We start from the raw sequence: 16004 nt of genomic DNA, 5'->3' as shown, positions 1-16004 counted from the left end.
CTGACATTTCCATCAGGATCTGTAGCATCAGCGGTGATAACTATATCTGCCGGAGACGTGAAGACCTCGCTATTCAGTGGCGAAGTAATGGCTACAGCTGGTAATTGGTTCGGTGCTTCGACCGTGATATTGATACTTTCGGAAGTGGTTGTTTCCAGGTCATTATCCGCAGCTATCGCAGTTAAAGCATAACTGCCCGTGGTCACTCCGTTCCAGGTCACACTCCAGCCATCGGTACCATCGGTATCAATGCCCAAAGAATTAGTGCCTTCAAAGAATTCCACACTGTTAACAATTCCATCAGGATCTGTAGCATCCGCGGTGATAACTATATCTGCAGGGGAAGTAAATATCTCGTTGTTCAGTGGCGATGTGATCGCTACCGTAGGTAACACATTTATTAGTTCAGCAACGCTGATATTTACGATCGCGGATACTGTTTTCCCATTCAGATCATCGGTAGCAATAGCAGTTAATTCATAGTTTCCAGGGAGTACTCCAAGCCAATTAAAACTCCACCCGTCGCTATTATCATTATCTAAACCAATTGAAACTGTACCATGAAAGAATTCTACAGAAGTGACAGTTCCATCTGAATCGGAAGCATCTGCTGTTATTAATACATCTGCAGGAGCAATAAAAGAATCATTTTCCAAAGGTGCAGTTATGGCTATTTCAGGTAAATTATTAGTTGGTACCTCCTCGGTTTCAAAAACCACATCAACAAAGTAGTTGCTTGCCTGGAAATTATTAACGGGGAACGTTGGTGTAGGGAAATATGAATACATTCCGTTTGGTCCATCATCACCATTAGCTAGACCAATTACAGGTCCATTCACTTTTGCCACCTGAAACCCTGAATCTTCAGAGACATAATTTCCATTACTACTGTGATAAGTTATCATATAAGTTACCCCGGCAGTAACGGGAACTAGATCAGGAAAACTTGCCTGCTGCCAACCCGAAGCAGTTTCATTCTCAAAAATTACTTCCGCAAGAAGAACACCAAGAGAACTATATAACTGCCCTGTATGAACTCCGGTATCGCCAATCTCCTTGTAAAACCTTACCCCAGAAATAAATCCATCTATCGTAGTTTGAAATTTCATTCCTAATTGAAGGGCCTGGCCATCATTTAATAATCCGCTTGAAGGGAGATCTGTTTCATTAAAAACAGTACAGGGACAATCTAAATCCTTAGGATCTGGACTAACTATTACATTTACTGGATTTGAAATAGTAAGAACACCTGAATTATCTGTAGCCCTTGCAGTTAAGGAGTAATTTCCAGCTGCCACATCGTTAAAATTAAAAGTGTACGGACTATTTAGAACTTCACCTAATTTTGTTTCATTACTAAAGAATTCGACTTTACTGATTGTTCCGTCGGGATCTAAGGCATTTGCAATAATACTAATGGATGCCGGAGCAGTGAAGTTTGCTGAAGATAATGGCTCTGTAATCTCTACCTGAGGGGGAGCATTATTTACGATATCAGAAACATTTACATTTAAAATAGTTGGAACACTAAGATTCCCAGAATCATCTAAAGATCGAACCTGTATTGCTACTGGCCCCTCAATAGTTGGCGTCCATGAATATACCCAGTCTTCTTTTCCACTGGCAACTACCCAGGTAATACCTCCATCCAAAGAAAGCTCTACTCTAACAATAACATTATCTTCTGCGGTGGTTCCAGATATAATTACCTCTGTATTGATAGGAACTACTGCTCCTTCAACAGGAGAAGAATAAGTTATGACCGGAGCTTCAAAATCTGTAGATGGAGCTGCCCTAACTAGATCACTCTGAATACTTGCTGGTTGAGCCCCCATATCTGCAAAAAGGTTTACCGTGGCCTGTTGCATATCTTTGCTCGGGGCATCATTTCCCCGATCATGATTTTTATCTAATCCCCAGGACCATTGTACAGTACCTGCTCCAAATACAAAAGCACCACTATTATGCTTATAAAAAGATAAATTATGTACAGATCCATTTACTTCAGTTCTGGACAACAAGATTCTACCCTCAGGATAGGTTGATCTATAGGCATCCTGTTCTGAATTCCATTCATATCCAATGGTTGCATAAGTAAATGAAGCCGATTGACCCTCATTAAGGGTAGCGACACTGGTATTTCTCCAGAATCTTAAGTCTTTGAAAGTTGATGGAACTCTTAGAGAGGCATCAGATTCCTCCCAGCTTATCTGACCTGTTAGCGCATTTTCCGGACTACATCCATCGAGGTTAGGATCTCCCGTTACATAATCGCATCCATCTCTCCAAAGACCTGTCCAACTAGAGGTTGGATCACATTTACCACCGCAGGTGTTTTCTCCTCCTGAGCCTTCTTTATAGCAAACAAGGGTTCTATGTGAGTCATTATTCCCGTCTATACTATTTTCCCAGCGGGTTTTCCAGTAAACTTCATTACCACTGAAAAATGCCAGGCTGGTCCCCTGATCCCTGGCCGATTCTACATAATTTCTATGTGGACCAGACCAGTATTCATCATGTCCTACGGAAAGAAAAATTCTATGATTTTTAATTAGTTCTCCCCTTCGGTCACTATCAACATTAGTAGTATATGTTACATCATATCCATTTCTTTCAAGCCATCTTAACATGGGATATTCAGCATTGAAGATCCAGTCTTCTTCGGCTCCTCCGCCTCCACCACCATCACGAGTTAAAAATGGCCTGTTGTAACTTACCTTATTTGCCTTTCCTCCTTGTCCAGTATATAAACTTCGGCCACCATAAATATTATAGGCTTGCCAGGTCGCATCTGAAGTTTGAAATAACAATTCTGAATTACTAGCATCATCTCTAACCACAAAAACTATATGACTTGAACCTCCATTATTCCTGGTTAATAATGCCAGGTAGATACCCGAGACTGCATTTGCCGGAATTTCCCAGATCGCTGACTCCTGCCAGTTTCCACAATCTACTAAGCCAGTATTGTTATCAACCAAACAATTTGGCTGGTTTTGCGGCAGACTGGCTGTAATAGTTGCATCTCCCTGGTACCTCGCTCCATTACCCTGATAATACCCCAGTCTGTAGATTTTTACAGTATAATTACTTGCATCTGTATCTATTTTAAACCTGGCAGTTTCTCCTTTATTGTAGCTCATATCTGTAGCGAAACCTTGAATAGATTGGTCTCCTGCACCATTTATATCCCATTCACTAGATGGGTTTCCTGGTAAGGCATTTTCAGCAACGATAGAATTCTGGCTAACAGGAATTGTAGTTACCGAAAAATTAATACTGCTTTCAGAGATAGCATCCTGGTCATCTGTTGCCTTTACGATCAAATTATAGTTTCCTGCAGAAACATCATTCCAGGAATAGCTCCAACCATCATTTCCATCCAGATCTTCTCCTAATTTTACAGAACCATTAAAGAACTCGATTTTAACCACCTGACCATCTGGATCTGAAGCATTCACGTTAACATCAATAGTTGCAGGTTCAACAAAGTTCGCTCCAGCTACCGGAGTTAAGATATCTATAACGGGAACGGCATTAAAGTTTATAGGGTCAGTATGAAATACCGCGTCTACCCAATAATTAGAAGCCTCAAATTCATCGATAGGAAAACCAGGAGTTTCACTTATAAGAAAAACGCCATTGGGCCCATCTTCCCCTTCAGCCAGAGCTTTTAATGGACGATTAACCACGGCCTGACCAAAAAAGGAATCACTCACTGAATAATACCCATCACTACTATGATAGGAAATAATGTAAGTTGTATTTTTTAGTATAGGAACAGATGAGGAAAATAAAACTTCCTGCCATCCAGAGGCACTCTCATTTACAAAAGTGGCTTCAGCTAAAAGATTTCCTGAACGGTCATAAAGCTGACCAATATGAGTTCCAGTATGTCCATTTTGTTTGTAAAAACGCACGCCATTTATATACCCATCTATTTCCGAGGAAAACTTCATACCTAATTGAATTCCTGCCCCTTCATTCAAGAGATTAAAAGGAATTGACTCAGGTTCAAAAACAGTACACGGGCAATTGAAATTATTTGGATCTACTTCAACTACTATAGTAACACTATCAGAGTAACTAGAAGAATTTTTATTATCTGTAGCCTTAGCCGTGATAGTATAATTTCCATCTTCTACTCCAGGCCAGATGAAAGACCATCCATCACTATAGTCCAGATCTTCTCCTAATTTTATATTATTACTGAAAAACTCTACTTTTTGTATGGTTCCATCAGGATCTGATGCTAAAGCGGTCAATTCAATTTCTTCAAAAGCTAGAAACACCTGGTTATTTGTAGGAGATGCAATAGATACCACCGGAGGTTCATTAATCTCATAAATAGCATTAAAATTTCCACTTCCGGCAGGGAATATCGCGTAGTCTATGCCCTTAATTTTTTCTGTTCTAAAGTTTACAGGAGTAGAGTTTCGGGTTAATTGAACTAGTCTTTTAGAACCGAAAACTACTGGTAACATTGCTTCTAAACTTTGGCTACCGCTACCAATTCCCATAGAGAATGCCAGAGCGTTACCATCCCATACCATATTTTCGAAATATGACTGATTCCTTCCATCTAACCAGGTTAATAATTGTTTGGCAGATATTACTGGAACATTCCTGGAGATAGCCGAAGCAACTATAGCGTCTGAACCTGCAGAGAAATTCTCATCTGTATGCATATTGGCACAAAAAATACCGTAGTATCCTTTTGAACCAAGTGCATTATCTAATAATCTATTAACGGTTAAAGGATAATTTTGCTCCGATTCATCGGTCATTTGCGTGGCCAGTTGATAAGTATCTATAATTGTTCCATCAAGATCTGCAAATCGCATCGCCATTCCAGAACCGGTAAATAAACCTGGGCGATCCTGTACCCAGAATTCTGGCCAATAATAATAGTTAGCATCCAGGCGAATACCATTTTCAGACTCGGCCTTTGGTTGTGAGGCCCAGTCGCTAAAAGCAATACAATGTGTACGATTAGATACAGGATCTGAAAGGTCTGGATAATAGAAACTAAAATCATCTAACTGATTTGTAAGATTTCCTCTTATAGACTGTAAAGTATAATTATCACAATTGGTATGTAAATGAAGTGCGATCTCAAAACCCTGATCCTGGAAAAGTTTTGCCTGTTGATTAGACATAGGAGTATTTGGATAAACATAGGAGGTTCCTCGAATAGCTCGCCAATCGGCAACTGCTTCCGGACTATTGTCCGGGCTTAATTGTAAATATTGATTAAATCGTGCTATGGTACCTCCGGAAGCATGATCATCACCGGTCATAACAACCGCCGCCTTTAGACCTCTAGGTAAATACCAGAATCTAGGAATAGGCTTCTGACTGTTATGTATGATAATATTGGCAAGTAAACGTTGTTGCTCATCGGCCTGAGGAATTTCAACTTTACTGAAATCCAGCCAGTCTGGGTAGAAAAGATCATTTGATCTTACAGGAACAACTCCATCTCTTTCCTGCCCGTTCCATTCCGGATTTCCTTGCCGGGTATAGACTATAGACCGCGCAAGATCATAAGTGAATGCCACCGCTACACCTCCATTTTCTCCCACATTATTAATACTTACCGCAGGATAAGAAGTAGCAGTACTAGAGGATGAATATAAGGTTGCCAGGCTGGTGGCTCCATTTAATCCATACAAATCTGCCTCACTATGAAACTGGATTGTCTCATTTACCAAACCATTACCAGGACCTGAAGAAGTATTAATCAATAAATAAGCGTCTGATAAAGACCCTGTTAATTTTTGGATCCCTAATAACGGTGAAAGGCTGGCATCAGGCTTAAAAGCGATTAATGTCCCCCCTGCTTCCACCCAATTTGTTAGAATTCCAACCTGAGTTGTGTTAATAGGGATGTCTCCCACGATAACAACATCATAATTATTTGCTATTTCTGGGGATAAACCTGAAATATCGAGCGTAGTGAACTCATTAAGTCCTTCAGCCAGTAAAATCTCAGAGGTGTAACTACTGAATGGATTTACTGAAGAAGTTAATACCAAAATGGGACCACCAGGACCTTGAATGTTGGAATTATTTTCATCCCTAATATCCGTTCTGGAATAAGAATTGAAAATAAAGAAAAAGCTGAGTACTACGAACAGGAGATTTTTCCCGGTACGGTAATTTGAATAAAACTTATTCATAATAAAGAAAGTATCGTTGAAAAAATAATTTAAGATTCCGTCATTTCTGGAATAAGCAGTATCACCTACTTACCATTGGATCAATGGCTAATGTTTTGAGGAAGACAAAATTTATAAATATTATACTGGTCTTATCGACCAATTAAAAATCGTCAAGAGAAGTAGGTATTTCTATGGTTAGGATTACTTTAAGGGAGAAAGATGGGGACGCAATATCTAGTTTGTTATGGAAATTCTTTCCTTTTTGCCTTGATTTAAAACGCTTTCAAAATATTCAATGGTTTTTCCTAATCCTTCCCGTAGCTGAACTTTAGGTTCCCAATTTTGAAGTGTTGATTTTGCAAGAGTTGTATCAGGTCTTCGTTGCTGAGGATCATCCTTTGGTAGTTCCTTAAAAATCAGTCCGGAACCTGATCCCGTTAGATCTACTATTGTTTCAGCTAATTCCAACATGGTGAATTCATTCTGATTTCCAAGGTTCACCGGACCGGTTAGTTCATCTGGGGTATTCATCATTCTTATCATCCCTTCTATAAGATCGTCCACAAACTGAAAAGACCGTGTTTGTGTTCCATTACCAAAAATGGTTAAATCTTCACCTTTCAAAGCCTGAACAATAAAATTAGAAACAACCCTGCCATCATCTGGATTCATATTGGGACCATAGGTATTAAATATTCTCACGATCTTAATATTTACGTTATTCTGAATATGATAATCCATAAACAGCGTTTCAGCACAACGCTTTCCTTCATCATAACATGATCGTGGACCTATAGGATTTACATTTCCCCAATAATATTCCGGTTGTGGATGTAATTCTGGATCGCCATAAACCTCACTGGTACTTGCCTGTAAAATTTTTGCTTTCACTCGTTTAGCCAGCCCAAGCATATTAATAGCTCCCATTACAGAGGTTTTAATGGTTTTAATTGGATTATACTGGTAATGTACTGGCGAAGCGGGACAAGCCAGGTTATAGATCTCATCTACCTCAATAAAATATGGCATGGTGATATCATGCCGCACCAATTCGAAATATGGATTATCCAGCAGATGGACGATATTTTTCTTTGTACCGGTAAAATAATTATCAAGGCATATCACTTCATTTCCCTCTTCGAGCATGCGTTCGCAAAGATGAGAACCAATAAACCCCGCTCCACCTGTAATTAAAATTCTTTTCATGATCTTAGATTATTTAGATTGTTTTTAATTCCACTTGACGCTTCTTTCTTTTAAGTTCACGCATTTTTATTGAGATAAGAAATTCGTGATAAGCCATATTTGTGCAGTAGATAAAACCTGGGGATCCTTCCAGAAAGCCTAGATTAAAAAAGTAGGCGTGAAGAAATCTTAATAATGGCCATCCGGGAACTTTAATTAACCACGATTTTAAAGCCGGATTTCTAGTGCTGGAGTGTTTATTAAAAATATTCCTGAAAGGTGGACAATTATCAAGCCTGGCTTCCGCCTCCTGACTTGAATATTTATTATGTCTTTCAATCCATTGAGTCCAACCTTTAGAAAAGCTATAATGCAGATAAGGTTCTTTTATATATTCCAGTTTACCGTCAACCCTACCCTCCTTTTGACCATGGCCAAAATCTGTGAATTCAGCCTTACCTTTTTTTAATACTCTAAATTGCCATTTTGGGAAATTATCACAGTATTTCAACCAGCGATCCTCAAGCATCATTTTCCAGCAACAGTAAAACCCAACAGTCTCATCGTCGGCTTCTAAAATCGAAGAAATAAGATCTTCTTTAAATTCTTTGGTTACTACCTCATCTGCATCAAGAAACAAAATCCATTCATTTTTAAAGTCAATATGTTCAAGAGCAAAATTTCGTTGTTGTCCAAAACTCTCAAATTTATGCTTGCTAACTTTTGCATTATAATCCAATGCGATCTTTATAGTTTGGTCTACACTACCTGAATCAAGAACGTGTACGTCATTCGACCACTTTAAGGATTCAAGACACCTCGCCAAATCCCGTTCTTCATTTTTTGTGAGAATAACCACAGAAACCATGTCGATTAAATTTTCGAATTGACCACTTAAGTAAAAATCCTTGATGCCAATTCTGCATTAATTTAAAGTTGAGCCAGAGTCTCGAACCTTGAAATTTACCTCAGATATTTTAGCAGAACCATTCAATCTAATATTTCTTTCCATTATATATTTGGCGGGATTTCCTCCAACCACAGTCCAGGCAGCTACATTTTTAAAAACCGCTGACCTTGCTCCTACTACGGCACCATGCTCTATTTGAACGCCCGGACCTATAAAGGCAGCTGCAGCAACCCATACCTGATCACCAATGATAATTGGTTTTGTAATTAATGGAAAGGAGGGCAAATTATGATTATGAGTAGAAGCGCATAAATATGCTTTCTGAGAAATAACGGTATTAGAGCCAATAACTATTTTTCCCTGATTATAAATATCTGCTTTAGGACCAATACTGGAAAACTCTCCAATTTCAAAATTCCACGGAGCCCAGATTCTTGCGCTTGCATAAATGTTAGCTCCTTTAGCAACTTTCGCTCGAAAAAGCCTTAGGATCATCGATCTCCAGGAGCTAAAAACGGGCAAATTAAAAGGTCTGAATAATAACCAGTAACAGCCACCCCAAAGTACTCGAGCGCACTTATTCTTTAAACTGAAACTGGAATTATAAGCTGACAGATCCATAATATATTGCTGGATTACCCCGGTTTATTATTTAATTATTAATGGCAATGAACATTTATATCTTTTCATTTATTCTCCTTACCGTTCTAAAATCTTCTTTATGAGATAAATTCTTAAAATGATTTAAAATACACCTGGCATATGACCGTCTTAAATGCCATAATCTCTTTAACTCAAAAAAAGTAAATCTTCCTACACTGAAATTCGATTCCTTCTGGTGGTATTTTTTCCAGCTTTTAAATCCTCGATGTAAAATTGAAGCTAAAGGATCCCAGGGTTTAGGTGCACCAACGAAATGTAGTATCTGTTTATCAGACAGACCAGGTTTCGATTGATCTGCTTCCCAACTGCAATTGAAGTTATTTGGAAGCTTGGCAAATTTTCCCTGACATAAAATATTTAATAAGGATTGATCGTGGGACGGCAATTCTAAAGGATACTTATTGGCCAACTCTAAACACTGATCCTTTACTTTTTCTTCACGCCATTTTTTAAGATCAAATAATAGTATTCCAGCGTTAAAATATTCCTCCAAAGGATCTATTTTTAATTTTCCTATATAAAATTTATTCCCGAGTGTATTTTTGAAAATTCCACCACCAACAGCCGCTAAAAAATTTCCCCCGAATTGAAAATGTTCTAATTCCAACACATCTATTTCTACTACCAGGTCTGCATCTAAGTATAAAACACTATTCCCTTTTACAATGTCTGCCAGTAAAAGCCTGCCATAAGTAGTTCTATCTCCATGTAAGGAGGCATATGCTCCAAAATGTTCTTCTGGATCAAAATCGATAAAAACATGATCTATTTTTTTATCGCCTGCCTCTAAATATTCCCTGATTCTATTTTTCGTTCTATTTTTTAATCCGGAGCATAAAAACCATATTTTAAGGCGGCCAGGGTTGGAACAATTTTCTATTAATGAAGCCAGGCTTACTCCTAAGCCCCTTAATCCAGGTTCATTAATACAAAAAGCTATATTCATGCTTTAATTAAAAGGTTAGATCTTTACCAGTAAAAATCTAATTTGATTCAATCTTACTAATCATATCTAAAGCCGTTTTTTCAACGTAAAAGTTTTCCCGGTAAACATTATATGCATTCAATCCCATTTCGGCTTGCTGTCTGGCTGAAAGACTGATCCAATTCTTTAATAAGTTTCTTATACCTTCGCTCGTATCTTTTGAAACTAAACCACCTCCACCTGCTTCTATTTCTTTCCAGATATTAATTTGGTCGGAAATTAAAACCGGTTTCTTGCAGGCCAGTGCTTCCACTACCGCGATCCCGAAATTTTCCTGGTGACTTGGTAGAATAAAAGCTTCACAAAAATGGAAAGCACTCCACTTAGCTTTGCCTTCAAGCATACCCGGGAAATGAATGGAAGGGTGTTTCCCAGTCATCTGAACATCCTTACCGTATGTAGTCTCCAAACCTGGTCCTGCAATCACGAGATCTGGAATTTCATCATTTTCATTTTTTAATTTTAAATACTCCTTTACAAGTAGATCAACTCCTTTTTTAGGATGTATTCTGCTTAAGAATAACCAATAGGCATTAGTTGATATCCTGGGGCATTTTTTAAGGAAGGTCCATAAATGATTTATATTTTTTGCCGGTGGTTCAGGAATTCCAAAACCAGTATTTAAAACCGATTTGGGTTTATAATTGCTAAAAGTTTCTTTTGCGAGATTTAGCTCTTTATTACAGGTGAATAACAATCCATCGGCTCCGTTAACCACTCTTTTCTCTATTAACTTCCAGAAAAACCAGTTTCTTATAGCTTTTAACCTTCTGGAACGTGCCCTCTGAAAATATGGGTCCAGCATACCATGTGGCATTAAATATAATTTTGGGACGTGCTTATTCTTTTTCTTAAGATGTAGCCAGGAAATATAGGTGCCAAAACTATTATATAACCATAAGCCATGAATTAATGTAATATCGAACCGTTCCATGTTTTCATACAACCATTTTTTTAGTCGAGGACAATAAGCATAAGGTCCCTTCGCAGGACCAATAGCATGAATTTTAAAATCGTCGTATTTTGAAAAGTTCATATCTGGTTCATCAAAACAAACAACCTCATTTTCAATCCCTCCTTTTTTTTGCACTGGGATGCTATTTCTCAAACCCTGACATGGCCCACCACTTTTTGGGTCCATCGTGGCTATTACATTGAGTATTCTCATAACTGATTGATTTGATAAACCTTTCTATAAATCGATTCAATTTTATTTAAAGCATTTTTGGCATCAAATCTTCTGGCGTTTTCAATACCATTTGCAATCAACAGCTTCCTCTTTTCTAATTTCAATTCGGCAAGATCATTTAAAATACCAGCAGAATATTTTGCCCAACTTTCTGTTAAAGTATCCTCAGAGGGCATTCTGGGAATATAGTAGCAATTCTCACCACCTACCTCAGTCATAGGAGCTTTATCTGTAGTAACCACTGGACATCCGCTCGCTAAAGCTTCTGCTATAGGCCAGCCAAATCCTTCATCTAAGGAAGGGAAGAGAAAAATGAAAGCGCCCTGGTAAAAGAGTCTTAGATATTCATCTGAGAGGTTAATTAGAAAATGAATAGAATTGGTGTATTTACTATTATCCCTTAAGAAAACAAGTTCTTCGCAGGGGGGCGGACCAATCATTATTAATGGGATAGTTTTATTAGAAATATCCCTCCAGGCATTATATATTTTGATGACGCCTTTTCGATTTTTATAGAACTCGTTTCCTCCAACATGCAAGATATATCCGTCATGCAAAGAGAAATTTAGATACTCACTAAGTTTCTCCCTAACCTCATTTACATTTCCAGGATGAAAATTTTGATTTAGACCATTGTACACCACTTTTGAGATCTCAGGACTAGTTTTTAAAAATCTATGGAGGTCATCTTTTGTCTTTTTTGAAACCGAAATAAAATACTTCCCCCTTCTATAACCCTTTCGAATTAATTTCTGATATAATCTCCCAAAAGGTTTAACTGGGTTTTCTGCCATTTCTCCCAGAGCAGATCGCTGAGCCATAAAATCGTGACAATGCACTACAAAAGGTCGGTTCGCGACTAAATTCATCCATGGACCCAAAGCCTGGTCAGCAAAAACAAACAAGGTTTGAAAGGGATATTTTGACATTTTCATTTTGACTTCAATTGGAAAGAGGATAAACTGATCTATATATCCCAACCACTTTTTTAGAATCTTTGGGGAAGGTATTCTGTAAAAAAACTTTTTTGCGGTCCAGATCTCAACATCATGCTGGTGCTTTCTCATTCCGTCAGCGAGCATTCTTGCATACCGGGGCATGCTCTGCGAATTACTAAAATCTGGATGAACAAAAATCACTATGCGCATTTTTTAAAAGTTGGAGATGAAAAAGTTTTCCAGATAATAGAAATTTCCAAAAAATTCAATTTTTCGAAAAACTGGATGCAGCACTTTCAATAACATCTAAATATCTTTTAGCCACCAAATTTGATTGGTGATAATTCAGATGATTTTGAATCTGGGCTCTATATTGATTTTCGAGATCATTATCACGTAAAACCTGAAGAGTTTTGGACACCAGATCGTTTACATTACCTCTTGAAAATAAAATTCCTGCAAGACCAACAGCTTCAGGGAGTCCACCTGCATCTGCGGCTATGGGAAGACAACCACAGGCCATACCCTCTAAAACTACCATCCCAAATGGCTCATCCCAAACTGACGGTATTATCATAAACCTGTGTTGGTTCAAACATAAAACCAGGTCTTTATCTACAAGCTGCCCCTCGAAGTGGACTTCATTTGAAAGGCCTAATTCCTCGACAAGATCTTCAAGCTTTTCTCTTTCCTCTCCTTCACCAATTATAGTTAGGTTAGGTTGAATTCCCAGACCATGTTCAATCCTGGTGGCTTTTTTAAGTTGATAAATTGCTTTAATAGCCAGGTCTGCACCTTTATCGGAGACAAGTCTTCCAAGAAAAACAAAATCCTTGGTTTTCTTTATTTCTGGCATCATTTTAAACAATTCTTTCCGGTAGGGATTCACAATTACAATTGCACTGGGAAATATTACTTTTCTTAAAGCATGACTTACCGCTATAACCTTATTAGCCCTTTTTAACCAGAATGATTTTAATTTTTCCTGAAGTTTGTTAGTTCTGTTTTCCTGAACAATCCAGGTATTTAAGGCAACAACGGAAGGTCTACCAAAAATTAAAGCCGGCCAGGCAAGCCTTAGACAAGGATTATTTTCAAATACCACATCTGCCCAGGAGTGAATTTTAAGAAGGTCTGCATAGTCAGGATTTCTCATCACCTGAAACGGAAAATCTTTACCTTCCGGGTCTTGTGTCCAGGTAAGAACACAAACATTATGATTATGATCTAAAAAAGCCCTGGCAAGAATTTCTGAATTGACTTCAATACCCCCCACAAAGGGATAAAAGTTATTTGAAAGCAATAAGATATTTAAAGGCATATTTTGATATGGGAATCTAAATATTTCGGAGTAGCCGTAATTATCAGCTCTCGTTAAAAGAAGCAATGACAAGTCCACCTATCAAGGCACTAAATCCAAGTGCGGTAGGTTGTGCCCATTGAGCCTGTAAAATGTTTACTGTTCCAAAACTCATAAGCATCCAGGGTAATTTATTATCTAATTTTATAGCTTTCCATGACCGTGTAATCAATTGAAAAACAAGACTCCCCCTGATTATGATAGCGATCATACCAAGAATAAACCCCATCTCTCCTATTAATCTCGCCCATTCTCCTTCAGCAATTAGGAATTCCCTGTTACCCATCATTAACTTTGCTCCTGCATTGGTCCCCATTCCTAAACCTAGCCCTATAAAGGATGAATTAGAATCGGTAATCGAAGAATATAATCCTCCAAAAAATCTATCCATTAATGTTCCCTCAAGACCACCTTCTACAGAACCAGCATTGGTTAATCGCTCGCTAAATGAGGCCGTAGCCGTTTGAAAAAAACTAAAGTTTCCTAACACAAAAAATAGAAACACTCCGGTTATTCCCACCAGGATTATGGATTTTATAGTCCTGGGATCTTTCCCTACTATAGCAAAAAGAAAAAGTGCTGAAAGTATTATTTCAAAAAGTACACCTCTACTTATACTTAAAGGAATGGCTGCCAGAAGAGCAAAACTAGCTATGATCAGCAATAGATTATTAACTTTAACTACATCTCTGGATGCCCAGAAATAGAATATAAAAGCCGCAGCGATCCCATAAAATAAAGATAATCCGTTTGTGAAAGAAAAAGTTCCCGGAACCCTGTAAAACCCACCTGCACCACTAAAACCAGAACCTTGTGAATCTCCTCCTACTCCCAGATTTACCCAGGCAGATTGCGGACTGTAGAATTGAATTCCAACAAGAATGGTCATCCCAATGGTAATCCACAAAATTATTAAACCTAATTTAATGACGTCGTCCTTATTAAAAACCCTGCCTATAATAAAGATCAAAGGAAAATGGATCGCCATGATCCTAAAACCATATAGGGCTACAAAAATATTACCATGGCCAAGAATCAAAGTAACGGCTAGAGATAAAATAGTGATCCCAAGCATACCGACTACGTAATTATTTGGACTCCAGATATTATTCATAAAACATTTATAAATTAACCAGATAGCCAACGGATCCCTGATGATTAACAATGGTTCTGAAAGTCCAGGAAGCACCCATTTTCTCAGTGCTCCTTCAAATATTATCAGCCAGAAATATAACCATACCCCCCTTTTGATAAGTATTTCTGAACTCGACAATACGGAAGTATTAGGATAACCAGCTCCCATTTCGTAAGTAGCAGATTGAAAATTTGAAATTCCAGCCATCTTAATTAATTAACTTTTGTAATCCACTTTGCTTAATAACTTCTGCCAGCTCCCTTCCATAAGCTTCCCAGTTTCTTTTTTTCGCTGTCTCCCTGGCCGCTTTTCCCAGTTCTGCTATCACTCCTGGATTACTATTTATTTCCTCTAATACAGATTTTAAGGCTTCAGTAGAACCCGGCTCAATGATCCAACCATTCTCTCCATGAGTTATTAAATCTGGGCCTGCTGTCCTATTTGTGGTGATTACTGGTGTCCCTTGGGACATCGCCTCTGTAATTACCAGACCAAAACCTTCAAATAAACTTGGAAAAACAAGAATATCATGGTCTCGCATGAGATCTAAAATTTTTTGATGTGGTAAGCTCGGGATCCATTTAAATTTATCAAGTGCATTATTTAAAACTTTACAATTTGGAACTGATTTTTGACCAACAATTGTCAACTCAATATTTAAATTTAATTGTTCCACAGCTTCAATTAAATAGGCTATCCCTTTCCTCTGAGAAAGTCCTCCAACAAATAAAAGTTTCAATGGCCTTTTACCATCCAGACCCAAATATTGTTTTGGCTCAGCAACCTCGGGGAAAGCATATGGAATAATCTTTACAGGCGGCAGGTTTCCAGGATAAAGTTTAAGTGTTTCTGCTGTAAATTTGCTAGCAACGATAATAAGATCTGCCAGGGCAATTTCTTCATCCTTTCTGGATAATTTTAAATTTGAATCATCAAAACCTAAAATAGTGGAAGCCCATTCAGGTCTATTTTTTTGTTCCTGAAGCATTAATTCTCTAGCAGCCCGCCAGTAGCCGATAGGAAGATCATAAACACATTTTAGGTTTGATTTTTTTGCAGCCCTAAAAGATTCCAGAGCTCCATCTTCATATGCATAAATTAGGGTGGCTTTATTACTTTCTGTCTGGCTAATCAAGGTTGCAACTTTTCTATCTTGATATTTATAAACAGCATCCACGCAAAAAATTCCTTTTTCATGTTTAACCAGCGCGTTCAAACCTAACTTTTTAGCACCCAGACGCCCAAGTTCTACCCAGGGCCAGCTTTTTGTATGTGGTTTCAAATTAGAATCATAACGCCTTCTTCTAATTTCTGATAAGGGACCAATTCCTCCAAGTCTATCCATAACACTGCCAGGAAAGGAGGTTACTGAAGTACTAAAATTTAAAAGCATATCATTTTTAAGAAATCCCATTGCTGCAGCCCTGACGAAAGAATTACCTGTTGGATGTGAAAGGATTAGTTTCATTTAAAAA

Annotated in this window: 10 protein-coding genes; all 10 read right to left on the bottom strand. The window is 38.0% G+C overall.

What is annotated here, in order from left to right; translation table 11 throughout:
* A partial coding sequence (locus C8P64_RS06620; protein WP_108171222.1) for a N,N-dimethylformamidase beta subunit family domain-containing protein occupies positions 1–6182 on the bottom strand: 6182 nt, incomplete at its 3' end.
* Positions 6183–6398: 216 nt separating this feature from the next.
* Complete coding sequence (locus C8P64_RS06615) at positions 6399–7370, bottom strand: UDP-glucuronic acid decarboxylase family protein (RefSeq protein ID WP_108171221.1); 972 nt, start codon at positions 7368–7370, stop codon at positions 6399–6401.
* Positions 7371–7383: 13 nt separating this feature from the next.
* On the bottom strand, positions 7384–8217 hold the full coding sequence (locus C8P64_RS06610; RefSeq protein WP_108171220.1) for a glycosyltransferase family 2 protein: 834 nt from the start codon (positions 8215–8217) through the stop codon (positions 7384–7386).
* Between the two features lie 57 nt (positions 8218–8274).
* Complete coding sequence (locus C8P64_RS06605; RefSeq protein WP_108171219.1) at positions 8275–8880, bottom strand: LbetaH domain-containing protein; 606 nt, start codon at positions 8878–8880, stop codon at positions 8275–8277.
* A gap of 55 nt (positions 8881–8935) precedes the next feature.
* On the bottom strand, positions 8936–9868 hold the full coding sequence (locus C8P64_RS06600) for a glycosyltransferase family 8 protein (protein ID WP_108171218.1): 933 nt from the start codon (positions 9866–9868) through the stop codon (positions 8936–8938).
* 37 nt (positions 9869–9905) lie between these two features.
* Positions 9906–11075: a glycosyltransferase gene (locus tag C8P64_RS06595; protein WP_108171217.1), complete on the bottom strand. Its 1170-nt coding sequence runs from the start codon at positions 11073–11075 to the stop codon at positions 9906–9908.
* Positions 11072–12244, bottom strand: coding sequence for a glycosyltransferase family 4 protein (locus C8P64_RS06590; protein ID WP_108171216.1), 1173 nt, complete (start codon positions 12242–12244; stop codon positions 11072–11074). The genes C8P64_RS06595 and C8P64_RS06590 overlap by 4 nt, the downstream gene beginning before the upstream one ends.
* A gap of 55 nt (positions 12245–12299) precedes the next feature.
* Positions 12300–13355 carry a glycosyltransferase family 4 protein gene (locus C8P64_RS06585; protein ID WP_108171215.1) on the bottom strand — a complete coding sequence of 352 codons (1056 nt, stop codon included), beginning with the start codon at positions 13353–13355 and terminating at the stop codon, positions 12300–12302.
* 43 nt (positions 13356–13398) lie between these two features.
* A complete protein-coding gene (locus C8P64_RS06580; RefSeq protein WP_245889666.1) occupies positions 13399–14736 on the bottom strand; it encodes a hypothetical protein in 1338 nt (445 codons plus the stop codon).
* A gap of 1 nt (position 14737) precedes the next feature.
* Positions 14738–15997, bottom strand: coding sequence for a glycosyltransferase family 4 protein (locus C8P64_RS06575; protein WP_108171214.1), 1260 nt, complete (start codon positions 15995–15997; stop codon positions 14738–14740).
* Positions 15998–16004: the final 7 nt, after the last annotated feature.

Source organism: Christiangramia gaetbulicola, from assembly GCF_003054225.1.
Taxonomy (GTDB): Bacteria; Bacteroidota; Bacteroidia; order Flavobacteriales; family Flavobacteriaceae; genus Christiangramia; species Christiangramia gaetbulicola.
The sequence above is the reverse complement of the archived record's forward strand: the minus strand, read 5'-3'. Positions and strand labels throughout refer to the sequence as shown.